The sequence below is a fragment of the Rhizobium sp. WSM1328 genome (genome assembly GCF_057653715.1).
Genome location: NZ_CM172788.1, coordinates 2,205,027 through 2,228,132, shown reverse-complemented (window position 1 = coordinate 2,228,132; position 23,106 = coordinate 2,205,027). Strand labels below are relative to the sequence as shown.

Genomic DNA, 23,106 nt, shown 5'->3' with positions numbered 1-23,106 from the left:
CGTGCGAAATATTGAAACCGGAAGTCATGTTTGCGCAGGCTTTTCGGCGTGCCTTTTAAGCCACTTTGGAAATTTTATGCATCCTGGCGTTTTCGCCGCACTGGTCTGGCGGCGAAAATTCGGTAAAAAATTAACCAATAATTTCATAATTTTGTGTGAACTGCTGGGCGGCGCCGTGCAGGATCTCCGTCACACAAAATTGAGTCCGCCGGCGCTGGCGGCGCAGGCCGGTTTCTGATCAATGGGGCCCTACGCTGCTTGAGTTTCGCGGGATTTGAGCTTGAGCCTTGCGCTCGTGACAAGAACAGCATGACACCGGGACTGGAAGATATATGACGTTCGTTTTGAAAAGCGCGGCATCCGCATTGGCAATTTCCTGCGGCGTGGCAATGATGAGTGCCGCACCCGCGCATGCTTATACATTGATGGACATGTTGCGCGGCGACAGGCAGCGGACCCAGAGCACTATCTTCATGGACCAGATGCCGCCCGGCCGTGTAGGCCCGCGCGGCGGCGTCGGCGGATCGCTCGGCGGGCTCGATCCGGAAGCGCCGCTGCCGAAGGTGAGCGGTCCGCGTTATTATACTTATAAAACCGAGACGCTGCAGTTCGTCGACACCGGCAGGTTCGCCGATCCCGTCGTCACCGGCGCGGTCGCCGATGTTTCGGGCAGCGGCGATGCCAGCGCCGAGCCGGCCGTGCAGCGCCGTTTCCTGGCGCAGGCTAAGGTGCGCGCCAATGCCGACGTCGCAAAGGCGCTCGAAGCCTATTACGGCGACAGCCGCAATCCGCTCGTCTGGGTCGAGGGCAATCAGGTCAACGACCGCGCCAAGTCGGCGATGCTGGTACTTGCCGATGCGGCCTCCGTCGGCCTCGACCCGGCGGACTACGCCGTCCAGACGCCTGATATCGACCCGGCCAATCCCGATCCCGCCTTCCGCGACCGGGCTTTGACACAGTTCGAGCTCGATCTCTCCGCCAAGGTGCTCGCCTTCGTCCAGGACACGGTGCGTGGCCGCATCGATCCGAACAAGATCTCCGGCTATCACGACTTCCAGCGCAAGGTGGTTAACCTGGCCCCGGTGCTGAAGCTTGCCCGCCTGAGCCCCGATGTCGGCGCCTATATCGCCAGCCGCTCGCCTGATAGTTCGCAATTCCAGGCGCTGAAGGCGGAGCTTGCCAAGCTTCGCGCCGCCGACGGCGGCAATGAGGAGCGAATCGTCGTTTCGCTCGACAGGCTGCTGAGGCCTGGCGACAGCTCGCCGGAGATCGCCAATATTGTCAAGGCGATCGGCAAGCACGGTTCCGAAACGCTGAGGACAGATCATGCGGCAACGCTTGCTGCTTACGCCGGCAGCATCGACTATTCGCCTGACATCGTTTCGCTGGTCGAGGAATTCCAGAAGGAGCGTGGGCTGAAGGCCGATGGCGTCATCGGCCAGGCGACCGTGCGCGCCATGACCGGCGGCGACACCAATGCCTCGAAGATCGACAAGCTCATCGTCGCCATGGAGCAGGCGCGCTGGCTGCCGGAAGATCTCGGTTCCCGTTATGTCATGATCAACCAGCCGGCCTACATGGTCTACTACCACAATGACGGCAAGGAACAGCTGTCGATGCGCGTGGTCGTCGGCGGCAAGAACAACCAGACCTATTTCTTCGACGACGAAATCGAGACGGTCGAGTTCAACCCTTTCTGGGGCGTGCCGCAGTCGATCATCATCAACGAGATGCTGCCGAAGCTGCGCTCGGATCCGAACTATCTCGACCAGCTCGGTTATGAGGTCGAGGTGAACGGCCACGCTGTCGCCTCCTCGAGCGTCGACTGGTACGGCTCGACCAACAATGTTTCGGTGCGCCAGCCGCCAAGCAGCGACAATGCGCTCGGCGAACTGAAGATCCTGTTCCCGAACAGCCACGCGATCTACATGCATGACACGCCGTCGAAGAGCTTCTTCAAGCGCGACATGCGGGCGCTGAGCCACGGTTGCGTACGCCTTGCCGATCCGCGCGCAATGGCGGCCGCCGTGCTCGGCACGACGGTCGACGACGTCGCCAAGCAGATCGCCAGCGGCCAGAACCATGCGGTGCGCGTGCCGCAGAAGATCCCGGTCTATGTGTCCTACTTCACCGCCTGGCCGAATAAGGACGGCGTGGTGGAATATTTTGACGACGTCTATGGTCGCGACGCCTATGTCGACAAGGCCTTCGACGCGACGACTAAGGCGCGTGGGGCGCAGATCTGATAATTGGATTTGATTAGTGATGCCGGCGGGCAGTCTTTGGGCTGCCCGTTTTGTTTTTTCCAGCGCGCACGGAATGGGAATAAAGTGGAGAGGACTTGCCGCGTGGTACCCCCCTCTGCCCTGCCGGCCATCTCCCCCACAGGTGGGGAGATCACAAGTGGCTAAACCTTACCGCCCGTCTAGCGTTTCGTCGTGCTGTGACGCCTGTTGTCGGGCGAGCAAGCGCGGCCAGCCAATCTACCCACCTGTGGGGGAGATGGCCGGCAGGTGTCCGACCCGGATAGATAGGTAACAGAACGGACCGTTTACATAGGTGACAGTTCTCTAGCAGCCGGGAGGGCCCGGCGATGGTTTGGAGAGAGACTGGCATCATGGACGAGCGGCTGCGCTTTGTTGGGGAATGTCTTGCGGGCGAGGAGACGATGACGGCGCTGTGTGCGGCCTACGGGATATCGCGCAAGACGGGCTACAAATGGTTGGAGCGGTATCGGGCGCTCGGCCCTGCGGGGCTTATCGACCTGCCGCGGGCGCCGCTTGAGCACGGGCGGGCAACGGCGGCGGAGCTGGTGGCGCGGATCGTGGCGGAGAAGGAGGCGAATCCGCAGTGGGGGCCGAAGAAGGTGCTGGCGCGGCTGAAGCGGTCGGCGCCGCAGCTTTGCTGGCCGGCGGCCTCGACGATAGGCGAGATCCTGAAGCGACACGGGCTGGTCGGGCGCCGGCGGCATCGCTGGCGGGCGGCTGGTTGCGGCCCGTTCGCGCCGGCCAACGGGCCCAATGCGGTGTGGAGCGCCGATTACAAGGGCTGGTTCAGGACCCGCGATGGGCGGCGCTGCGAGCCACTGACGGTGATGGATACGGCGAGCCGCTTTCTGCTGGCGCTGGAAGCCTGCGCGACGCCGGCCGAGGTAGAGGCCTGGCCGGTGTTCGAGCGGCTGTTTGCCGAGCACGGACTGCCGGAGCGCTTTCGCAGCGACAACGGTTCGCCCTTCGTGGCGATCGGCGTCACCGGGCTGACGACGCTTGCTGTACGGTTCATCAAGCTCGGCATCGGCCTGGAGCGCATCCAGCCGGGCAAACCGCAGCAGAACGGCCGCCACGAACGCTTCCATCTGACGATGCTGCCGCTGGCCATGGCGCCGGAGGTCGACCATGCCGCGCAGCAGGCGGTCTTTGACGCATTTCGCCAGAATTACAACGCCGAGCGTCCACACGAGGCGCTCGCTATGGACGTGCCTGCTGATCATTACCGACCATCACTGCGGCGCCTGCCCGACCGCCTGCCTGAACCGGACTATCCGGCCGAGGCGGCGGTGCGCCGGGTGCGCTCCAGTGGCGAGATCAAATGGAACGGTGACCTCGTCTATGTCGCAGCAGCGCTGGCCGGCGAGGTCGTGGCGATCGAGGAGAGTGAAGCGGGCATCTGGACGCTACGCTTCCATGCCCATCCGCTCGGCATCATCGACAAGAAGACCAAGCGGCTTGTCCGCCCCAGCGCCCTGCAACCCCCACCAGCCGGCGCAGGGGCGGACACTGGTTTACAAGGGGGAGAACTGTAACCCATCTATCCGGTTCAATCTGTTACCCATCTATCGGCTGGACACAGGGCAGAGGGGGGTGCCCACGGTACGCCAGCAGAAAGTAAGGAACGGCTCCGCCTCAGACGGCAACCTTCTCCGCATATTCCCGCAACAGCGTTTCCACCAGATCCGGCGTCAACTCATCGAAATGGGTGATGATAAGATCCGGATCGAGGCTCGAAACCGGCACGTCGGAATAACCGAAAGGCACGGCGATCGACGGTATGCCGGCGTTTCTTGCTACGGCAATATCGTTGACGCTGTCACCGATCATCACGGTGCGGGCGATGTCGCCGCCGGCGCGTTCGATGGTGCCGGTGAGGTGGCGGGCGTCGGGCTTGCGGTATTCGAAGCTGTCGCCGCCGGTGATGGTGTCGAAATATCTGACGAGGTCGAGCTTGTCGAGCAGGCGGACTGCCAGGCTTTCCATCTTGTTGGTGCAGACGGCGAGGCGGTAACCCTGAGATTTCAGCCGGTCCATGGCGGCGACCAGGCCGGGATAGGGTTCGGTCCGGCCGGGCATGTTGCCGGCATAATGAGCGACGAAGCGCTCGACCAGCGGCGGCAGGGCGTCGCTTTCGAGCGGATGGCCGCGCAGCCGGCAGGCGCGCTCGATCATGACGCGCGCGCCCTGGCCGACGAGATGGGTGAGGTCGTCGTAGCTGACCGGCTCGAGGTCAAGGGCCGCGATCGTGTGGTTCAGGCTCTCGACCAGGTCCACATGCGTATCGAGAAGGGTGCCGTCGAGATCGAAGACGACGAGCGCCGGGCGAGTGGGGGCAGGGGTCAAGGGCATGTCTCTTTGAGCGATGGTCGTTTTGAGGAGCGATGTATCGTTCTGAGGAACGGTGGATCGTCCCTGAGGTAGGCGATCGTGCGGCGGAAAGCAACGTCCGGCGATGGCCGGGAAGGCCGCAGGCCTCTGTTTCGGCTTTTCATTTTCCGTGATGATTTTGACTTTCGTTTGCCAGGCGAGCCGTGTAAACAGCACATCCAACGCAATATCAGGAGCTGGCGGCGCATGGATGCCCGCGAAATGAAGATCAAGGCCGCCGAGGCCGCACTCGCGCATGTCGAAAGCGGGATGCGTCTCGGGATCGGCACCGGCAGCACGGCGGAAGAATTCGTTCGCCTGCTGGCGGAGAAGGTTGCTGGCGGCTTCAGGGTCGAAGGCGTCCCGACGTCCGAACGAACCGCGCGGCTCTGCGTCGAACTCGGTGTGCCGCTGAAGTCGCTCGACGAACTGCCGGCACTCGATCTGACGATCGATGGCGCCGACGAGGTCGATCAGGCGCTCAGGCTGATCAAGGGTGGCGGCGGTGCGCTGCTGCGCGAAAAGATCGTCGCGGCCGCGTCAGAGCGAATGATCGTCATTGCCGACGAGAGCAAGCTGGTCGATACGCTCGGTGCCTTCGCGCTGCCGATCGAGGTCAATCCGTTCGGGCTCGTCTCGACGCGGATCGCGATCGAAAAGGTCGCGGCCCGGCTCGGCCTCTCGGGTGAACTCGCTCTGCGCCAGTCGGGTGACGGAGAGTTTACCACGGATGGCGGCCATCACATCATCGATGCATCTTTTGGCCGCATTCCTGATGCAGAGGCGCTTTCGAGCGAGCTGAATTCCATACCCGGCGTCGTTGAACACGGGCTCTTTATCAATATGGCGGCACTTGCGATCATTGCCGGTCCTGCGGGTGCGCGCACGCTGCAGGCAAACAGATAACAGGAGCATATACTCATGATGAACATTGCAGGTCTTGGCCGTCTCGCCGCTGCCACCGTCGTTCTTTCCGGGCTTGCCTTCGGCTCCGCCGTCAAGGCGCAGGAAGTCTCCGAGGATCAGCTGAAGGCGTCTCGCGCGGCGATCGACGCCATTGGCGCCACCGCCCAGTTCGACAACATCCTGCCTGGTCTCGCCGAGCGCCTGAAGGCCGGACTGATCCAGGATTCGCCGAACTACCAGGACATCATTTCGTCCACGGTCGACGCGCAGGCGCTGGCGCTGGCGCCGCGCCGCGGCGATCTGGAGAAGGAGGCGGCACTCACCTATGCCAAGACCTTCACCGTCGACGAGCTGAAGGCGATCGCCGACTTCTATAATTCCGACGTCGGCAAGAAGCTGCTGCGCGACGGCCCGGTCGCCTCGCGCGAGACGGCGAAGGCTGCCGACATCTGGGCGCAGGGCATTTCCCGCGACCTGGAAAAGCAGAGCAACGTCGAGCTTTCCAAGGTCATCAAGGCACCGCCGCCGGCAACCGACAGCCCGACCGCTCCGGCTCCGGCACCGGCTGCCCAGCAGTAAGGCTGCCCCATCTAATTTGCGAAAGCCCGGCATCGTCCGGGCTTTTTTGCTATGATACGGCAAATGCCGCCGGCGAGGCTTCAGGTGACCGCAGACATGTTTGATCATGACAAGGCCGTCCGAGTGCGGATATCCGGCAAGGTCCAGGGTGTCGGTTTTCGCTATTGGACGCGCGATGAGGCCGTACGGCTCGGTTTGACGGGTTGGGTTCGCAATGAAGAGGACGGGGCCGTGGTCGCTGTGATCGCAGGACCCGACAGCGCCATCTCGACGATGATCGAGCGTTTCAGGCGCGGGCCTTTGGGGGCGTCGGTTTCGGGCGTCGAGACGGAAGCAGCCCAGCTTGAGAAGAACCCGACGGATTTCCGCATTACCCGCTGACAGCGCTAATCGCTAAGCAGATGCAATTGGCATCGCATATGCGCCGCACCTCAGCCCCTATGGGTTCGGGTTCTTTGCAAGTTGCCACACACCCTCTTCATCCGGCTCCACGCGCTTGTTGCCGCGGTAGAAGATCGGCAGTCGCGTCTTCTTGTCGATCGAGAAACGGCTCGGCGTGTATTTTTCGTCCTCGTGGCCCTGAATGGCGAGGCCGAGCGCTTCCTTGAACTTGCCAGCCTTGCACAGGTTGCTGAAGAGAGTTTGATCCATCTTTTGCTCCGCCATTCTTTTCCATCCCATGGATTGCCTGCCAGCCTCGGCCGACCGGGTCAACCGTAAACGGTGACTGGTCAACCGAAGTCGGTGTCTGGGCCAACCTAGACGGTGACCGGGTCAACCGTAGACGGTGACTGGGTCAACCGTAGACGGTGACTGGGGTCAGCCCTTTACAATGAAGATTCGGCGATGGGAACCGGATGATGCAGGAGCGGGCTTTTGTTTTCATGATGATCGCCCCTATATCAGGAACATCCTTCCTGCGATTCCCTTCCGGAGCTCCTCATGTCTTCCTACGACTACGACCTCTTCGTCATCGGTGGCGGTTCAGGAGGTGTGCGCGGCGCCCGTGTCGCCGCCTCGCTCGGCAAGAAAGTGGCGATCGCCGAGGAGTATCGCTACGGCGGCACCTGCGTCATCCGCGGCTGCGTGCCAAAAAAGCTCTTCGTCTACGCCTCGCAGTTCCATGAGCATTTCGAGGATGCGGCGGGCTTCGGCTGGACGGTCGGCGAAACCAGCTTCGACTGGAAGAAGCTGGTGGCGGCCAAGGATGTTGAAATCGCCCGGCTCGAAGGCCTCTACAAGAAAGGTCTCGCCGGCGCCAATGCCGAGATCCTGGAAACGCGCGCGGAACTCGTCGATGCTCATACGGTCCGGCTGCTGAAAACCGGACAGACGGTGACGGCAAAGACGATCGTGATCGCCACCGGCGGACGGCCGAACCCGCATGCGGCCCTTCCCGGTCACGAACTCTGCATCTCCTCCAACGAGGCCTTTCATCTTGAAGAACTGCCGAAATCGATCGTCATCGCCGGCGGCGGCTATATTGCCGTCGAATTCGCCAATATCTTCCATGGCCTCGGCGTCGAGACGACGCTGATCTATCGCGGTGCCGAGATCCTGTCGCGCTTCGACGAAGATTTGAGGCGCGGGCTGCACGAGGCGATGGTCGCCAAGGGTATCCGCATCCTCTGCCACGATACGCTGCAGAAGGTTTCGAAGGGTGCGGACGGGCTCGTTCTGGAGACGCTGAACAACGGCACGCTGCAAGCCGGCGTCGTCATGCTGGCGCTCGGGCGCGATCCGAACACCGAAGGCCTCGGTCTTGAGGCGGCCGGCGTCGCCGTCGACGAGCGTGGCGCCGTTATCGTCGATGAATATTCCCGTACCAATGTCGAAAACATCTATGCGCTCGGCGATGTCACCAACCGGGTACAGCTGACGCCGGTGGCGATCCACGAGGCGATGTGTTTCATCGAGACCGAGTACAAGAACAATCCGACCCGGCCGGATTACGAGCTGATCCCGACCGCCGTGTTCTCGCAGCCGGAGATCGGCACCGTCGGCCTTTCGGAAGAGGAGGCGGGCAGGCGTTATCCCGAACTCGAGGTCTACCGCGCCCAGTTCCGGCCGTTGAAGGCCACGCTTTCCGGGCGGGCCGAGCGGATGATCATGAAGCTGATCGTCGATGCGGCGAGCCGCAAGGTGGTGGGTGCCCATATCCTCGGCCACGATGCCGGCGAGATGGCGCAGCTGCTCGGCGTCACGCTGAAGGCCGGCTGCACCAAGGACGATTTCGACCGAACGATGGCGCTGCATCCGACGGCGGCCGAAGAGCTCGTCACCATGTATGCGCCGAGCTATCGGATCCGCGACGGTAAGCGCATTTGAGCCGCAACGTGCTTTTGCCTTGCATGTCGTTGACCCGGAACCGCTGCGCACTTCCGGGCGACATGCATTAGAGCGCCCTGCGTCCTTTCGGACGCACAAAGGACGCTCTAACTCTTTGAGCCTACGCATCGTGCTTTCCGAAAACCGATTTCGATTTTCCGGCCGATGCGCTAGCTGGTGATGCGCGGTGCCCGGATGACCTTGAGGAAAAGCGCCTTCATCGCATCGGCGATGCCTTCGGTCGGCGTCACTTCGAAATAGAGGCCGGGCGAGGCGCATGCCTGCATCTTCGTCGGGATCTCGCCCTGGAAAGGCTTGATCCACGTATTGTACCAGCTGTTTTTCGGCAGCGGCAGATAGGTGGTGTAGAGCACCGCGATCCTGATACTCTTGTCCTTCAGTGGCTGACAGAAGGACGTGTCGATCGGCTCCTGGCAACGGTTGCCGGTGAGTTTCTTGGTGCAGCCTTTCGGTTTTTCGCTGTCGCCGACGCCGTCCGAGACGAAGAAAAGAATCTTCTGCGGTGTCGTGGCGGTGCTGCCGTCGCCGGGGGTGGTGATAATGGTTTTCATCTGCGTCAGCGCGCTGTCGAAGCTCGTCTGCTGGTCGTTGTTATAGCCCTGAAACGGAATGGTCATGAGATCGACGGCGTCGGTATAGCTGCGCACCTTGTCGAGATCGTCCGTCGGGTCGGATATGGTGGTCAGCTTTGCATCCTCGGCCTTGGTGCCGAACGTATAGACGCCCATGCGGAACTGATTGCTGGAAACACGCGTGGACTTGGCGGTCACCGTCAGTTCCTTGGTCGCCTGGCGCACGACGTCGATGCGCATGCTGACGCCGAGCTTCTTGGCGAGATTGTAATAATTGTTGTTGTTCTGCGTTTCATGGCACGCGAAAGCGCAGGTATCGCTGGTGTTTTTTTCCATCGTCGAGACGTCTGTCGCGGTGGCGCCAACGCCCATCGAAGGGGTGTTGTCGAGGAGAATGTAGAAATCCATAAAAGACGCGGTCTGGTATTCGGCCGTCGCTGTACCAGAGATCGTGATCGAATCCCGGCCAAGAACGCGCATGAAGGTGGTAGGCACAGTCGCACTGAAGGAAACCTGCGAATTCAGCTTGTTGGCGGTCTTGGTGACATCGATTCCGAGATCGACCTGAACGTCGGTCAGCTCCCCGGATATTTGAGACATGAAGATGCTGCGGGCGTCGTCCTTGCCGAGCGAGATCGTGCCGTTGCCGCTCATGGTCATGGCGGCTGCGACGGCGCCGGATTTTTCGGCGATCGAACCGACGGCGGCAGCATCGGCAGCGGCGTAGAGCTGCGTCCTCAGGCTGAGCGCGTGGGCGAAATCCACCGCCATGCCGGCCGCACCGAAGAGCGGCACCACCAGCAGTGCCGTCATGATGCCGAAATTGCCCGAGCGGTCTGATATGAAACCGGGCGGAAGGATCGCCATGCCATGTCCCCGAAGTTGAAACTCTCTCCGGTTCTACATTGAAAGTCTAAAGTATGGGAAAATCGACATGGTATACGCTGGTTTAACTAGAGCAGGGCGGGCGGCGGCGATGAGGCGACAACTGTCGGCGAATGGTCTTTGCAAGCCTGACCTAAAGGTCTATAAGCCGCCGCATATTGAGGGCATCCTGAGGTATGGATGTGAGAACAGGTGAGTGAGATGGCAGACAATTGGACCCCGAGCAGCTGGCGGCAAAAACCGATCCTGCAGGTTCCCGAATATCCCGACGCAGCCGCTTTGGCGGCAACGGAAGCCACGCTCGCCAGCTATCCGCCGCTTGTCTTTGCAGGTGAGGCGCGCCGCCTGAAGAAACATCTCGCCAATGTCGCCGAAGGCAACGGCTTCCTGCTGCAGGGCGGCGACTGCGCCGAGAGCTTCGCCGAACACGGTGCCGACAATATCCGCGACTTCTTCCGCGCCTTCCTGCAGATGGCCGTGGTGCTGACCTTCGGGGCTCAGCTGCCGGTCGTCAAGGTCGGCCGCATCGCCGGCCAGTTCGCCAAGCCGCGGTCGTCGAATGTCGAGAAGCAGGGCGATGTGACGCTGCCGGCCTATCGCGGCGACATCATCAACGGTATCGAGTTCACCGAGGAATCGCGCATTCCGAACCCGGAACGCCAGGCCATGGCCTATCGCCAGTCGGCTGCGACGCTGAACCTATTGCGTGCCTTTGCGATGGGCGGTTATGCCAATCTCGAAAACGTGCATCAGTGGATGCTCGGCTTCGTCAAGGACAGCCCGCAGGGCGAGCGCTACCGCAAGCTTGCCGACCGCATCAGCGAAACCATGGATTTCATGAAGGCGATCGGTATCACCTCGGAAAACCAGCCGGCGCTGCGCGAGACCGATTTCTTCACCAGTCACGAGGCGCTGCTGCTCGGCTACGAGGAAGCGCTGACCCGCGTCGATTCCACCTCGGGCGACTGGTATGCAACCTCTGGCCACATGATCTGGATCGGCGACCGCACGCGCCAGGCCGACCATGCGCATGTCGAATATTGCCGCGGCATCAAGAACCCGATCGGCCTGAAATGCGGCCCTTCGCTGCAGGCCGACGACCTGCTGCAACTGATTGACATCCTGAATCCTGCCAACGAGGCCGGGCGCCTGACGCTGATCTGCCGCTTCGGCCATGAGAAGGTCGCCGACAGCCTGCCGAAACTCATTCGCGCCGTTGAGCGCGAGGGCCGCAAGGTCGTCTGGTCCTGCGATCCGATGCACGGCAACACGATCACGCTCAATAACTACAAGACCCGTCCCTTCGAGCGGATCTTGTCGGAAGTCGAAAGCTTCTTCCAGATCCACCGCGCCGAAGGCTCGCATCCGGGTGGCATCCATATCGAGATGACTGGCAAGGACGTGACCGAGTGCACCGGCGGCGCCCGCGCGGTCTCCGCCGAAGACCTGCAGGACCGCTATCACACCCATTGCGATCCGCGCCTCAACGCCGACCAGGCGCTCGAGCTGGCCTTCCTGCTTGCCGAGCGCATGAAGGGTGGTCGCGACGAAAAGCGCATGGTCGCCAACGGCTGATCGCAGCCCCAAATGGATGAAGAAAAGCCCGGCGATGCCGGGCTTTTTTATGCTGCGAAGGTGGAACAGGCAGTCAGATGCTGGCCTGGACGCTGTGCAGATTGGCGTAGACGCCCTCTTGCGCCATGAGCTCATCATGGGTGCCTTGTTCGACGATGCCATCAGCTGTCAGGACCAGGATGCGGTCGGCATGGCGGACGGTCGACAGGCGGTGGGCGATCACCAGGGTGGTTCGGCCGTTTGCCAGGCTCAGCAGCGCCTGCTGCACCGCCCGTTCGCTCTCGTTGTCGAGCGCGCTGGTTGCTTCGTCGAAGATCAGGATTTCCGGATTCTTGAGGAAGGCGCGAGCGATGGTGATGCGCTGGCGCTGGCCGCCCGAGAGCTTGACGCCCCGTTGGCCGATATCGGTGTCATAGCCATGCGGCAGGGCGATGATGAAGTCGTGTGCATTGGCCGCGCGCGCGGCCGCTTCCAGCTCGGCATCGCTGGCGTCGGGCCGGCCGTAGCGCAGGTTTTCCGCCACCGTACCGGCAAACAGGTAGACATCCTGCTGCACCACCCCGACATGGCGCCGGAGCGAGGCCAGCGTCACATCGCGGATATCGATGCCATCGATCCGGATTGCCCCAGCCGCGACATCGTAGAAACGCGGTATCAGCGCGCAAAGCGTGCTCTTGCCGACCCCAGACGGGCCGACCAGGGCGACGAACTCACCGGGCGCGATGGTGAGCGACAGCTGCTCGAGCACCCGCGGGCCATCGGCCTCGTAACCGAAGGCGACGTTGGAAAAACAGATCTCGCCCCTTGGTGCCAGCATCGGACGCGCGGCCGGTCGATCGGTGATATCGGGGGCTATCTCCAGGATCTCCATGGCCCTGCTGAAGCCGGTGTAGCCCTCCTGCCAAAGGCGCACGAAATTGGCGAGCCGCTGCACCGGATCGACCAGCACGGCGACGCAGAGCAGGAAGGTCAGCATGTCGGGCACAGTCAGTTCCGCCGCCAGGATGCGCAGGCCGCCGATGATGATCACCAATATGGTGACGAGTTGGGCGAAAGTTTCGGTGCCGACCGAAAACCAGGCTTCGCTGCGGTAGCCCTCGGCACGGCTTTGCAGGAAACGCCGGTTCTGCTCGGCGAAGCGTTCCTTTTCCAGCGCTTCATTGGCGAAGGACTGGACCACGCGGATGCCCGCAAGAGCATCCTCCACCCGCTCGTTGACGGCGGCGATCTGCCGTTTGCTGGCTTCGAGCGCGCGGTTCATGCGCCGGTTGAAATAGAGCGCATAAGCCACCGCTACCGGGGTGAGCAGCAGGATGAGCCCGGCCAATGGCGGATCGATGAAGAACAATACCAACATGGCGCCGCCATATTTCAGCACGGCGATGGAAAGATCCTCGGGGCCGTGATGGAAGAGCTCGCCCAGCCACAGGCTGTCATTGGTGATGCGGCTCATCAGCTGGCCGGTGCGCTGGCGGTCGTGGAAGCTGAACGAGAGCTTCTGGCAATGCTCGAAGAGTTCCTGCCGCACCGTCGCTTCGATGCGCGCGCCCATCACGTGGCCGCGATAATCGACGAAGAAGATGGCGACGATCTGGACCGCCAGAACGACCAGCATGACGCCGCCCATCGTCAGGATTTGTGCGAAGGCCTGCGGTATGTCGGGCAGAGCCAGAAGGCGGCTCGTGACGATGTTGGCGCAGAGCGGGAGGGCGACCGCCGTGCCGGCGACCAGGATGGCGCAAAGCAGATCCGCCAGCAGCAAAGGCAGATGCGGACGGTAGTAGGAGAGGAATTTGCGCATACGCGACCAGCGCCGCTCGCGGTCGGCGGCATTCGCATCGTCGCGGAAGAATCTCGGGAAGACGTTATGGCGTCGCGAGCTTTTCCTCGCGCGGGAGAACCGAATGTTCATGAAGCTGAATGTCCTTGTGGGGGATGTTTCCTTTCTGTTCGGACAGGGTCGCTCTCATGTCAGTCTCCCGAGGGTCGAGTGAATTGGACCTTAAGTATCACCGACAACAGCCGGCGATTCAATGCCGGGATGAGATGAGGTTGGCAGCTGTTGTCGTCGAGCAACACGTGCTCGCGCCGACCAAGCATGGATAAGGCTGGCGATTTTCAAGATTTCTGATGATTTCGTTGAGCGGAATGGATTTGACGCCAAGGGCGATCGGCGGCAACGTTTCGTCGTAAACGGGAGAGCAATCATGACCGAACGGCATACAGGCGGCTGCCTTTGCGGCGCCGTACGATTTTCAACGACGGCGAAGCCAGGACCTGTCGTCGGCTGCCATTGCTCGCAGTGCCGCCGGCAGACCGGGTTTTATTACGCCGCGGTCAACGTGGCCCGCGCGGCTCTTTCGGTTGATGGCACTGAGGCGGTCCGCTGGTACCGGTCAAGCGAAGAGGCGCAGCGCGGCTTCTGCTCGAATTGTGGCTCCGCGCTGTTCTGGCAGGCGGATGGATCGGCGGAGATTTCGGTGATGGCCGGCGCCTTCGACGCGCCGAGCGGCCTGACCTTCGGCCATCATATCTACTGTGCCGACAAGGGCGATTTCTACGAGATATCGGACGGCCTGCCGCAATACGCCGTGAATCCCCCATCGTCATCCTCGCCGGCCCGTGATTGACAAAGGTTGATCGCCGAGGCTAGGTTTACCGTGCTGCGTAGGGCGCTTCGTCGAATGTCGAAAGGGCAATGCCCGCCTACAATGTATCAACAGTTGCGCCCATGCCGAATCTCGAAAACCTCAAAAAGCAGGCCAAGCAGTATTTGCGATGGCACAGCGAAAGATACTATCCTGTTGCAGCCGAGATCAGAGCTGCGTTGCCGCGCTTCCGTCATCTCGATGACAGCCAGGTGCTGGAGGCGCGCTTCAAGCTTAGCGACGCGCAGGACCTGATCGCACGTCAAATGGGTTTCGAGGGATGGCAGGCGCTCAAGACAGGAGCCGCAGCCATGACAGATCCGAAAAAACAGCCAGCACCACAAGCCATCCTGAGTTCGCTATCCGCGCAGTTGTTCGTCACCGATATCAAAGCGTCGTGCGAATTCTTCACCGGCAAACTCGGCTTCAGGGTCGACTTCGTCTATGGCGACCCGCCGTTTTACGGACAGGTCATCCGCGACAATGCTCAACTCGCTCTGAGGCTGGTATGCGAGCCCGTGTTCGTCGGCGATATCAGGCAACGGGAGCATCTGCTTTCAGCCTCGATCACCGTCGGTACATCAGACGAGATCAAGCGCCTGTTCCTGGATTTCCAGACCGCAGGCGTATCCTTCCATCAGCCCCTCAGGAAGGAGCCGTGGGGCGCCAGAAACTTCATCGTGCTGGATCCGGACGGAAATCTCATCCTGTTTGCTGGTCCGGGCGGCTGATAATTGCGCAATAAGCGCTGCCTCAGCTTCTGGCGGAAAGTTCGGCGCTGAGGCGGGCCACATCCTCGCGCAGCGCCGTCAGTTCGGTCAGCACGCTCATATCGATCTTCTGGTGCAGGGAGAGCACTTCGAGCTCGGCCTTGAGATTGACCTCATAATCCTTGGCGGCCTCGAAGCGGTCGCGCTCGGCCTGCCGGTTCTGGGACATCATGATGATCGGCGCCTGGATGGCGGCGATCATCGACAGGATCAGATTCAGAAAAATGAAGGGGTATGGGTCGAAGGGATTCGCCACCAGACCGATGGTGTTCATCAGTGTCCAGACGGCGAGAAAGGCGAGGAAGGCGAGTATGAAGGACCAGGAGCCGCCGACGCGGGCGATGCCATCGGCGATACGCTCGCCGAAGGATGACTCGGCGGATAAGGCGGCATTGACGTCGGTCGAGATGATCTTGCGCGCGTGCGTTTTCGCCAGCACGCGCTTCTCGATGTCGCCGAGTTCATCGGCCGGCTTGTCGAAATGATGGTGCACGAAATTCGAAAGATTAGACATTGTCTGTTTCCGATACCGGTTATCGATGCGGTCGCTTTCGGCGCCAGTATTCCGCTCCAGAGGCAAATTGCAATGCGTATCAGTGCCGCGCGGGAGTACGCGCGATCCGTTCACAAAAATTTCGTCGTTGCGAGGTGCCGCTTTCGGCCCGAACGTGTTGCGGTCGTGAAAGGTGCAGTCTAAATAAATGACATGACACAGGAAAACGCTCTTTCTGATATCTTCCGCATCGCCATCGGCCAGCTCAACCCGACGGTCGGCGATGTCGCCGGCAATCTTGCCAAGGCGCGCGAGGCGCGCACGGATGCTGCCCGGGAGGGCGCGCATCTGCTCGTGCTGACCGAGCTTTTCATTTCCGGTTATCCGCCTGAAGATCTGGTGCTGAAGCCCGCCTTCATCCGCGCCTGCTGGAAGGCGGTCGAAAACCTGGCCGCCGATACCGCCGATGGCGGGCCGGGCGTGATCATCGGCTTTCCCCGGCAGGACGAGACCGGGCGCTACAATTCGGTCGCGGTGCTCGACGCAGGCAAGGTGATCGCGGTGCGCGACAAGATCGACCTGCCGAATTACGGCGAGTTCGACGAGAAGCGCGTCTTCGACCAGGGCGCCATGCCGGGGCCGGTGAATTTTCGTGGCGTGCGCATCGGCATTCCGATCTGCGAGGATATCTGGGGCGATCTCGGCGTCTGCGAGACGCTGGCCGAAAGCGGGGCCGAGATCCTGCTGTCGCCGAACGGTTCGCCCTATTATCGCGGCAAGGTCGATATCCGCCATCAGGTGGTGCTGAAGCAGGTGATCGAGACCGGTCTGCCGCTGATCTATGCCGCCCAGCTCGGCGGCCAGGACGAACTGGTTTTCGACGGTGCGAGTTTCGCCTTCAATGCCGACAAGTCGCTCGCCTTCCAGATGAGCCAGTTCGAAACGGCGCTGGCGGTGACCACGTGGAAGCGCGGCGAAGATGGTTGGCATTGCGCCGAAGGGCCGATGGCGCATATTCCTGAAAGCGAGGAGGCCGATTACCGCGCCTGCCTGCTCGGCTTCCGCGACTACGTCAATAAGAACGGCTTCAAGACCGTGGTGCTCGGCCTTTCCGGCGGCATCGATTCTGCGATCTGCGCAGCAATCGCTGTCGATGCGCTCGGCGAAGAGCGGGTGCGCACCGTCATGCTGCCCTATCGATACACCTCTGAGGATTCGCTGAAGGATGCGGCCGATTGCGCGAGGGCGCTCGGCTGCCGCTACGATATCGTGCCGATCGAACAGCCGGTGACGGGTTTCAGCAGCGCGCTCGCCAGCCTTTTCGAAGGCACGGACAGCGGCATCACCGAGGAGAACCTGCAGAGCCGGGCGCGCGGCGTTATCCTGATGGCGATCTCCAACAAGTTTGGCTCGATGGTGGTGACGACGGGCAACAAGTCGGAAATGTCGGTCGGCTACGCCACGCTCTACGGCGACATGAACGGCGGCTTCAATCCGATCAAGGACCTCTACAAGATGCAGGTCTATGCGATTTCGCGCTGGCGCAACGAAAACGTGCCGCCGGGTGCGCTGGGACCGTCGGGCGAGGTGATCCCGCAGAATATCATCGACAAGGCGCCTTCGGCCGAGCTTCGTCCCGACCAGAAGGACCAGGATTCGCTGCCGCCCTATCCCGTTCTCGACGATATCCTTGAATGCCTGGTGGAAAAGGAAATGGCGGTCGAGGAGATCGTCGCGCGCGGCCATGATGTTGCGACCGTCCACCGGGTCGAGCACCTGCTCTATCTCGCCGAATACAAGCGCCGGCAATCGGCGCCCGGCGTGAAGATCACCAAGAAGAATTTCGGACGCGACCGGCGCTATCCGATCACCAACCGTTTCCGGGATCGCTGACGCAATCGAGATTGCTGACGGCATCAAGCTTTGGGAGGAATCATGCGCAGCTCGGTTGAGATCTACAATGTCCGAACGGGCAGGGCCCGCGAGGTCTGGCAGACGGACAAGCTGGTGGAGGCGCCGAATTTCTCGCCGGATGGTTCCTACCTGCTCTTGAACGGCGATGGGCTGCTTTACCGGTTGCCGCTCGATGGCGGCGAGGTGGTCAAGGTTGATACCGGCTTTGCCGTCAACTGCAATAATGATCACGGCATTTCGCCCAATGGCAGTGAGATCGTCATTTCCGACAAGACCGAATTCGGCAAGTCGGCGATCTATATTCTGCCGATCGAAGGCGGCACGCCGAGGCTGATCACCGAGAACCTGCCATCCTACTGGCATGGCTGGTCGCCGGACGGGCGCCAACTCGCCTATTGCGGCATCCGCGACGACCTCTTCGATATCTACACCATCTCCGTCGACGGCGGCGCCGAGACGCGGCTGACGCATGGCGAGGGGCGCAATGACGGACCGGATTATTCCGCCGACGGCCAATGGATCTATTTCAATTCCAGCCGCACCGGGCTGATGCAGATCTGGCGCGTCCATCCCGACGGCACGGGTCTCCAGCAGGTGACATCAGACGATTACGGCAACTGGTTCGCCCATCCGTCGCCCAACAACGACATGGTGCTGCTCTTGTCCTACGACCCGTCGGTATTCGACCATCCGCGCGACCTCGACGTACGGCTGCGGCTGATGGATATGGATGGCGGCAATCTGAAGACGCTGTTCGAGCTCTTCGGGGGGCAGGGCACGATCAACGTGCCCTGCTGGTCTCCTGACGGCGAAGAGTTCGCCTATGTCCGCTATTTCCCGGCGGCTTAAGCGCGGGTCTGGCGGCGCTCGCGGGCGGATTTTGCCAGGTCTTCCAGCACCGCGACCGACATCGCCCAGTCGATGCAGCCGTCGGTGATAGACTGGCCATAGACCAGCGGCTTGCCGGGAACGAGATCCTGGCGGCCGGCGACGAGGTTGCTTTCGATCATCATGCCCTTGATGTCGTTGTTCCCGGCGGCAATCTGTGCGGCCACCGATTTGACGACGAGCGGCTGGTTCATCGGATCCTTGCCGCTGTTGGCGTGGCTGGCATCGATGAGGATGCGCCGGGCGACGCCGAGCTTGAGGGCTTCGCCGGTGACCGCTTCGACGTCGGCCGCTTCATAGTTCGGCCGCTTGCCGCCGCGTAGGATGATGTGGCAGTCCTCATTACCCGTCGTCGAGGCGATGGCCGCCTGTCCGTCCTTGGTCACGGCGGGGAAGTGATGCGGCTGCGAGGCGGCGAGGATGGCGTCCAGCGCCACACGCACGCCGCCGTCGGTGCCGTTCTTGAAGCCGATCGGGCAGGAAAGGCCGGAGGCAAGCTGACGATGGACCTGGCTTTCGGTGGTGCGTGCGCCGATCGCTCCCCAACTGACGAGATCGGCAATGTATTGCGGCGTGATCGTGTCTAGGAATTCGACGCCGGCCGGAAGACCCATCGCATTGATATCGAGCAGCAGGCGTCTGGCAATCCTCAGCCCCTCCTCGATGCGGTAGCTGCCGTCGAGATGCGGGTCGTTCATCAGACCCTTCCAGCCGACGGTGGTGCGGGGCTTTTCGAAATAGACGCGCATGACGATCTCAAGATCGCCGGCGAAGCGCTGCCGCTGTTCCGTGAGCCGAGCGGCATAGTCCCTGGCGGCAACGGGATCATGGATCGAGCAGGGGCCGATGACGACGATCAGCCGATCGTCTTCGCCCTGGAGAATTTTACGGATCGCCTCACGATTGATGGTCACGGTCTTGCTGACATCCGCATTGCGGGAAATTTCCGCGATGATATCGGCAGGCTTGGTCAGGGGGGTAATTTCGACGATACGCAGATCGTCAATGGTATCAGACACGGTATGGCTCCTGTTTGGTCATACCCGCGCGGAACAAAAAAGCCGCCAGGTAGACTAGCGGCTGTTCGGGTTGTCGTCGCGTCGAATTCAGTTACGCATGGACCCGCATCCGCTGTGAGCAGCGGTACCAATAAAATCGCGAGGCGTTGATTGATGTGATCGACATGGCGCGTATGTAGCGTCACGCCCAGGCGTTGTCACGCAGAATTTGCTGTTTTGAAGCTGGTGCTCTTGCGGGAGGGAGGCGCAAAGGAGATGAGATCGAGAACGCTCTACAGAGGGCGCGGCGAGCTTCTCGTTTAGGTGAGGAGCGGCGGTCGAACAAGCTACGATCTGTTGCGCTTTACGGATGTGCTCGGCGGGACGCTCCGCCGCAGGCTCCGTCTTGCTCACCAGAGCCCGTTTGAAGAAATGACGGGAAGTTGGATTGGGTGTCGATGAACAGGAGAGAGACCACACGGCAGCCATTCACATTGTTCCCTGCCAGCCGAATACCAAGATTGGTGGAAAATATGGGGTCGGGGCTCCAGTGCTCATAGCGTCCAGTATCAAGGAGTTTATCGCGTTCGGCAAGGAAAGCCGCTCTCAGGAGACTCTCCTCGTCAGCAGAGATTGGCTTCGCCTGTGGAGCAAGTTCCAGATTGCAGGAACGTCTTGTTTTGCCGCCATGCGGTGGATACTCCGTTTCGACCACGACAAAACGATCCCCTGGAATTCCCCAACGCTGTTCGGCCATGTCGTAGCCTGGCATGATGGCCTTGGTAGATCCGGCCATCATCGGCGGCGCTGCGATCCTTAGGCTTTGTCCCAAGTCGCGTAATCCCATTGCATCGAAGTCTTTGCCTGTCTCCACGGCAACTCGGCACCGTGTAAATAAGTCACGCCAAACGCCGGAAATGTCTTCGCCAGCGTTGGCACAGGCTATCAGAGCCAAATTCAGAAGCACTGACAAGGTGATACGGCGCAAGCAGAGTTTCCTTTACACTGGCATCGCTGCGGTAGCCGATGATATTGGTCCCGGGGGGAGGGGAGGCACGAAGCACGTCGCACTCGATCTCACTCATGCGACGTGCGTGCCAAGTCGTAGTCCATGCATATTGTCCGCGCTTGCTTCCGGCCAATATGCATTTGCACTGCTTTAATGAGATTACAGGGCGTCGACGTTCACGCCGACGGTAATGGCGCCGATCGGTGTTCCCGTGTCGTCGGAAATCGTCACACTTGCCTGCGACTGCAGCGTCTGGGTCGACTCATCCTTTTCGATCTCATCGACGAAGACGGCGTCCTTGCCGGCTCCGAAGGACTTCTGGAATTTGCCTTCGTCGCCCTGCCAGTAGTCGGATGTGGTGTCGCTTTGACCGACATTCAGGCCTTTTGCATCCATGACGAAGATTTCCGTGATCTTGCCGCCGGAAGCCTCCTTCTTTCCCTGAAGGAATTTCGACAGTGCATTGTTGAGCACGCCGTCGATCATCGAGTGGTCTGAGCCATCGACTTCGGCACGCCACTTCTTGTCGAGGGCGTCAACATCAGCCGCGCTGAGATTGGCGTTGGCAGTGTTCTGGGCCTTGACAGCCTCGATGATGGCTGGGTCGTTGAGCCAGGGCTTGACGTCGCTCGTCACGTAGTCGGAGATCGGGGCAAGCTTGGCATCTTGCGCCATGGATACGCCCATGGGCATGGCAAATGCGGTGCAGGCCAAAAGAAATGCGGGCACGATTTTCTTCATAAGCGTTTCCTTCCTGATTATAGGTTGCTGAGAACTAAGGCTTATCGGATGCAGACGACGTCAGAACTCCTCCCAGGCACCGGGAGCAGCGGCAACGGCGGCATTTCCTGTATGACGCTGCGCGAAGGCTCTGGGCTCAGGACGAGCTTGGCGGGCGGCTTGAACGGGTTTGGGCTGGCTGGCGGTAGACGCACTGACGACGAACCTGCCGGCCGAGTCCTGTAGAAGGCGTCCTTGCGACAGCAGTTCGTGGCAGGCCGCGTTGGTTTCCTCGACCATTGCCGCGTTCTGCTGTGTCGTCTGATCCATCTGGTTGATCGCGCTGTTGATTTCCTGCAAGCCCGTCGCCTGTTCGCGATAGGATTGGACGATGGAAGCGATGCTATCGCTGATGCGGTTGATCTGCTCCTCGATCTTCAGGAGTGCGTCACCGGTTTCGTTCACCAGCCCGACGCCCGCGGCAACTTCCTGGCCAGATACATTGATCAGGTTCTTGATTTCCTTTGCGGCATTTGCCGACCGCTGGGCGAGTTCACGCACTTCCTGCGCAACGACCGCAAAACCCTTGCCGGCCTCGCCGGCGCGCGCCGCCTCGACACCGGCGTTCAGCGCCAGCAGGTTCGTCTGGAAGGCGATTTCGTCGATGACGCCGATAATGCGGCCGATCTGGCTCGACGAGGTTTGAATCCGGTCCATCGCGCCGATCGCATCGCGTACCACCGTCGCCGAGACATGGGCGCTCCGCTTTGTCTCCTCGACCAACTGCCCGGCATTTTCAGCCCGTTGCGACGATGTTCTGACCGTGGTGGTCACCTCATCCAGTGCCGCAGCGGTCTGTTCCAACGCTGCTGCCTGTTGCTCGGTCCGCCTGGCGAGTTGATCCGCGGAGGTCGCCAGCTCGCTGGAGCCGGTTTCAACCGCCACGGAAGCGGTCTTGATCTCTGTTAGAGCGGCCGCGACCGCATCGACCATGTTATTGAAATCCTGACGCAATTTATCGAATTCTGGACCGACATCGGCCAGGTGTATCGAGAAGTCGCCAGCGGCGAGCCCTTCCAATGCATTTGCGAGAGCGTTCATGACCAGCCGTTGCGTGTTGCTGGCCTCTTCGGTCAACAATGCGTTGCGCGCCCGTTCGGCGTCGAGCGAGGCACTCTGCTCGGCAGCCGCCTGCTCTCTCTCGACCTTCGCAATCGCCTCGTGACGGAAAACTTCCAATGCACGCGCCAAAAAGCCGATCTCGTCGCCATTTTCCCTGTAGGTGACGGGAGAGACCAGATCGCCTTTCTGCAACGCGCTGATTCGTTCGCTGATCACCCTGATGGGCCGGCCGACCAGGCTGCGCATGGCGAGAAGGAAGGCAACGACGGCCATGGCGGTAATCGCGGACTGCGTGAGCAGCGAAATGAGAACTTTCTGCCTGACTTCGGAAGCGATTTTTTCGACGGACCAGTTCGTGACGACGTAACCGGTGGCCTTGCCCGACTTATCCAACGGGAGCGGCGCGATGATCGTCACGACGCCGGCAGATATTCTACCGTCATCGATGGTCGTCTTTTCCGGTTTCGCGGTGAGGCTCTTCGCCAGATCGGCTGGTGCGGGCAAACCACCGACGCCATCGCGCGCCCAGGTATCGACGGCGGCAGGTTCGGCGTTGAATGCCGCAAACTGCACGAGATCGAGCGTGGGGTCGTCGCGATAGAGCGAATAAGCCTCTCGAACGGCGTTGGCCTTCCCCCATTTCACGCCGCCCGCTGCCAGAGATGCAAATTGCTCGGCGTCCTTGGACCAGTTCGCCTTGGCGCCATCGATCAAGGCCCGGGTTTCGTACATCCAGGTATAGGTGGCGAAAGCGGAAATGCCGCAGAGGTTGACGGCAACGATAATCGCCGCCAGCTTGGCGGTTAGAGGCATCGTTTTCAAAAAATGAAACATTCCGCGGCGGCCTAGAATTGCGGCTCAGTCGGACATGTTCCCGACTGGCGTATCAATACGGGCATCGACGCTGACGGTCACATCACGAGCGCTCATGCCCATGTCCTGATAGCAACCCAAAACGCGCAAACGCAGTGTGTATTTGATGTGTGAATAAATTATAAAGTAGAAGGGGATGTTGGAGTACGCGCGGGCCATTCGCCCTTA

At 61.1% G+C, this 23,106-nt stretch carries 21 protein-coding genes; 12 read left to right on the top strand and 9 right to left on the bottom strand.

Translation table 11 applies throughout. From position 1 onward, the window contains the following. The first annotated feature begins 1 nt into the window (after window position 1). The 3 genes from AC2444_RS11320 to AC2444_RS11310 all read left to right on the top strand — a co-directional run bounded on the left by AC2444_RS11320 (window position 2) and on the right by AC2444_RS11310 (window position 3,802). A complete protein-coding gene (locus tag AC2444_RS11320) occupies window positions 2-238 on the top strand; it encodes a hypothetical protein (RefSeq protein ID WP_128449138.1) in 237 nt (78 codons plus the stop codon). 94 nt (window positions 239-332) lie between these two features. Continuing rightward, on the top strand, window positions 333-2,246 hold the full coding sequence (locus AC2444_RS11315; protein ID WP_012757716.1) for a L,D-transpeptidase family protein: 1,914 nt from the start codon (window positions 333-335) through the stop codon (window positions 2,244-2,246). Between the two features lie 347 nt (window positions 2,247-2,593). Beyond that, window positions 2,594-3,802: a helix-turn-helix domain-containing protein gene (locus AC2444_RS11310; protein ID WP_487762905.1), complete on the top strand. Its 1,209-nt coding sequence runs from the start codon at window positions 2,594-2,596 to the stop codon at window positions 3,800-3,802. A gap of 100 nt (window positions 3,803-3,902) precedes the next feature. Here AC2444_RS11310 and AC2444_RS11305 read toward each other — a convergent pair whose 3' ends face one another. Next, entirely contained in the window at window positions 3,903-4,619 is a 717-nt protein-coding gene (locus AC2444_RS11305; RefSeq protein WP_012757714.1) for an HAD family hydrolase, read from the bottom strand. 225 nt (window positions 4,620-4,844) lie between these two features. Here AC2444_RS11305 and rpiA point away from each other — a divergent pair, with 225 nt between their 5' ends. The 3 genes from rpiA to AC2444_RS11290 all read left to right on the top strand — a co-directional run bounded on the left by rpiA (window position 4,845) and on the right by AC2444_RS11290 (window position 6,503). Continuing rightward, window positions 4,845-5,543 carry a ribose-5-phosphate isomerase RpiA gene (rpiA, locus tag AC2444_RS11300; RefSeq protein ID WP_012757713.1) on the top strand — a complete coding sequence of 233 codons (699 nt, stop codon included), beginning with the start codon at window positions 4,845-4,847 and terminating at the stop codon, window positions 5,541-5,543. 15 nt (window positions 5,544-5,558) lie between these two features. Beyond that, window positions 5,559-6,122 carry a DUF2059 domain-containing protein gene (locus AC2444_RS11295; protein WP_012757712.1) on the top strand — a complete coding sequence of 188 codons (564 nt, stop codon included), beginning with the start codon at window positions 5,559-5,561 and terminating at the stop codon, window positions 6,120-6,122. Window positions 6,123-6,218: 96 nt separating this feature from the next. Beyond that, window positions 6,219-6,503 (top strand): acylphosphatase, encoded by a 285-nt coding sequence (locus AC2444_RS11290; RefSeq protein ID WP_041935664.1) that lies wholly within the window; start codon window positions 6,219-6,221, stop codon window positions 6,501-6,503. 57 nt (window positions 6,504-6,560) lie between these two features. Here AC2444_RS11290 and AC2444_RS11285 read toward each other — a convergent pair whose 3' ends face one another. Continuing rightward, the gene (locus AC2444_RS11285) at window positions 6,561-6,773 is read right to left on the bottom strand and encodes a hypothetical protein (RefSeq protein ID WP_003540246.1); all 213 of its coding nucleotides are present in this window, start codon (window positions 6,771-6,773) and stop codon (window positions 6,561-6,563) included. A 291-nt stretch (window positions 6,774-7,064) separates the two neighbouring features. On the opposite strand from AC2444_RS11285, the gene gor reads away from it, so the two are divergent. Continuing rightward, entirely contained in the window at window positions 7,065-8,450 is a 1,386-nt protein-coding gene (gene gor, locus AC2444_RS11280) for a glutathione-disulfide reductase (protein WP_012757710.1), read from the top strand. A 170-nt stretch (window positions 8,451-8,620) separates the two neighbouring features. Here the strand turns inward: gor and AC2444_RS11275 are convergent, their stop codons facing one another. After that, window positions 8,621-9,910, bottom strand: a complete 1,290-nt coding sequence (locus AC2444_RS11275; protein ID WP_012757709.1) for a TadE/TadG family type IV pilus assembly protein — start codon at window positions 9,908-9,910, stop codon at window positions 8,621-8,623. A 219-nt stretch (window positions 9,911-10,129) separates the two neighbouring features. On the opposite strand from AC2444_RS11275, the gene AC2444_RS11270 reads away from it, so the two are divergent. Beyond that, window positions 10,130-11,503 carry a class II 3-deoxy-7-phosphoheptulonate synthase gene (locus tag AC2444_RS11270; RefSeq protein ID WP_003540243.1) on the top strand — a complete coding sequence of 458 codons (1,374 nt, stop codon included), beginning with the start codon at window positions 10,130-10,132 and terminating at the stop codon, window positions 11,501-11,503. Window positions 11,504-11,576: 73 nt separating this feature from the next. On the opposite strand, the gene AC2444_RS11265 is transcribed toward AC2444_RS11270, so the two are convergent. Continuing rightward, window positions 11,577-13,415: an ABC transporter ATP-binding protein gene (locus tag AC2444_RS11265; RefSeq protein WP_012757708.1), complete on the bottom strand. Its 1,839-nt coding sequence runs from the start codon at window positions 13,413-13,415 to the stop codon at window positions 11,577-11,579. Between the two features lie 295 nt (window positions 13,416-13,710). Here AC2444_RS11265 and AC2444_RS11260 point away from each other — a divergent pair, with 295 nt between their 5' ends. Then, window positions 13,711-14,133, top strand: a complete 423-nt coding sequence (locus AC2444_RS11260) for a GFA family protein (RefSeq protein ID WP_012757707.1) — start codon at window positions 13,711-13,713, stop codon at window positions 14,131-14,133. A gap of 101 nt (window positions 14,134-14,234) precedes the next feature. Continuing rightward, entirely contained in the window at window positions 14,235-14,882 is a 648-nt protein-coding gene (locus AC2444_RS11255) for a VOC family protein (RefSeq protein ID WP_012757706.1), read from the top strand. Window positions 14,883-14,904: 22 nt separating this feature from the next. Here the strand turns inward: AC2444_RS11255 and AC2444_RS11250 are convergent, their stop codons facing one another. Further along, window positions 14,905-15,435 (bottom strand): DUF1003 domain-containing protein, encoded by a 531-nt coding sequence (locus AC2444_RS11250; RefSeq protein WP_003540234.1) that lies wholly within the window; start codon window positions 15,433-15,435, stop codon window positions 14,905-14,907. Between the two features lie 192 nt (window positions 15,436-15,627). On the opposite strand from AC2444_RS11250, the gene AC2444_RS11245 reads away from it, so the two are divergent. Next, a complete protein-coding gene (locus AC2444_RS11245; RefSeq protein WP_012757705.1) occupies window positions 15,628-17,307 on the top strand; it encodes an NAD+ synthase in 1,680 nt (559 codons plus the stop codon). Between the two features lie 42 nt (window positions 17,308-17,349). Then, window positions 17,350-18,177, top strand: a complete 828-nt coding sequence (locus tag AC2444_RS11240) for a TolB family protein (RefSeq protein ID WP_012757704.1) — start codon at window positions 17,350-17,352, stop codon at window positions 18,175-18,177. Here AC2444_RS11240 and AC2444_RS11235 read toward each other — a convergent pair. The 4 genes from AC2444_RS11235 to AC2444_RS11220 all read right to left on the bottom strand — a co-directional run bounded on the left by AC2444_RS11235 (window position 18,174) and on the right by AC2444_RS11220 (window position 22,899). Continuing rightward, window positions 18,174-19,235: a 3-deoxy-7-phosphoheptulonate synthase gene (locus AC2444_RS11235; protein ID WP_012757703.1), complete on the bottom strand. Its 1,062-nt coding sequence runs from the start codon at window positions 19,233-19,235 to the stop codon at window positions 18,174-18,176. The two genes, AC2444_RS11240 and AC2444_RS11235, sit on opposite strands and share 4 nt — an antisense overlap. A 343-nt stretch (window positions 19,236-19,578) precedes the next feature. Then, window positions 19,579-20,202 carry a hypothetical protein gene (locus tag AC2444_RS11230; protein WP_012757702.1) on the bottom strand — a complete coding sequence of 208 codons (624 nt, stop codon included), beginning with the start codon at window positions 20,200-20,202 and terminating at the stop codon, window positions 19,579-19,581. A 180-nt stretch (window positions 20,203-20,382) separates the two neighbouring features. Continuing rightward, on the bottom strand, window positions 20,383-20,964 hold the full coding sequence (locus AC2444_RS11225; protein ID WP_012757701.1) for a hypothetical protein: 582 nt from the start codon (window positions 20,962-20,964) through the stop codon (window positions 20,383-20,385). Between the two features lie 60 nt (window positions 20,965-21,024). Then, on the bottom strand, window positions 21,025-22,899 hold the full coding sequence (locus tag AC2444_RS11220; protein ID WP_012757700.1) for a methyl-accepting chemotaxis protein: 1,875 nt from the start codon (window positions 22,897-22,899) through the stop codon (window positions 21,025-21,027). Window positions 22,900-23,106: the final 207 nt, after the last annotated feature.

Coding starts and splice junctions, on each gene's coding strand:
- AC2444_RS11240 (WP_012757704.1), top strand. CDS start 17,350: ATGCGCAGCTCGGTTGAGATCTACAATGTCCGAACGGGCAGGGCCCGC.
- AC2444_RS11265 (WP_012757708.1), bottom strand. CDS start 13,415: ATGAACATTCGGTTCTCCCGCGCGAGGAAAAGCTCGCGACGCCATAAC.
- AC2444_RS11270 (WP_003540243.1), top strand. CDS start 10,130: ATGGCAGACAATTGGACCCCGAGCAGCTGGCGGCAAAAACCGATCCTG.
- rpiA (WP_012757713.1), top strand. CDS start 4,845: ATGGATGCCCGCGAAATGAAGATCAAGGCCGCCGAGGCCGCACTCGCG.
- AC2444_RS11275 (WP_012757709.1), bottom strand. CDS start 9,910: ATGGCGATCCTTCCGCCCGGTTTCATATCAGACCGCTCGGGCAATTTC.
- AC2444_RS11260 (WP_012757707.1), top strand. CDS start 13,711: ATGACCGAACGGCATACAGGCGGCTGCCTTTGCGGCGCCGTACGATTT.
- AC2444_RS11295 (WP_012757712.1), top strand. CDS start 5,559: ATGATGAACATTGCAGGTCTTGGCCGTCTCGCCGCTGCCACCGTCGTT.
- AC2444_RS11255 (WP_012757706.1), top strand. CDS start 14,235: ATGCCGAATCTCGAAAACCTCAAAAAGCAGGCCAAGCAGTATTTGCGA.
- AC2444_RS11290 (WP_041935664.1), top strand. CDS start 6,219: ATGTTTGATCATGACAAGGCCGTCCGAGTGCGGATATCCGGCAAGGTC.
- AC2444_RS11225 (WP_012757701.1), bottom strand. CDS start 20,964: ATGAAGAAAATCGTGCCCGCATTTCTTTTGGCCTGCACCGCATTTGCC.
- AC2444_RS11305 (WP_012757714.1), bottom strand. CDS start 4,619: ATGCCCTTGACCCCTGCCCCCACTCGCCCGGCGCTCGTCGTCTTCGAT.
- AC2444_RS11245 (WP_012757705.1), top strand. CDS start 15,628: ATGACACAGGAAAACGCTCTTTCTGATATCTTCCGCATCGCCATCGGC.
- AC2444_RS11315 (WP_012757716.1), top strand. CDS start 333: ATGACGTTCGTTTTGAAAAGCGCGGCATCCGCATTGGCAATTTCCTGC.
- AC2444_RS11285 (WP_003540246.1), bottom strand. CDS start 6,773: ATGGATCAAACTCTCTTCAGCAACCTGTGCAAGGCTGGCAAGTTCAAG.
- AC2444_RS11310 (WP_487762905.1), top strand. CDS start 2,594: ATGGTTTGGAGAGAGACTGGCATCATGGACGAGCGGCTGCGCTTTGTT.
- AC2444_RS11220 (WP_012757700.1), bottom strand. CDS start 22,899: ATGTTTCATTTTTTGAAAACGATGCCTCTAACCGCCAAGCTGGCGGCG.
- gor (WP_012757710.1), top strand. CDS start 7,065: ATGTCTTCCTACGACTACGACCTCTTCGTCATCGGTGGCGGTTCAGGA.
- AC2444_RS11250 (WP_003540234.1), bottom strand. CDS start 15,435: ATGTCTAATCTTTCGAATTTCGTGCACCATCATTTCGACAAGCCGGCC.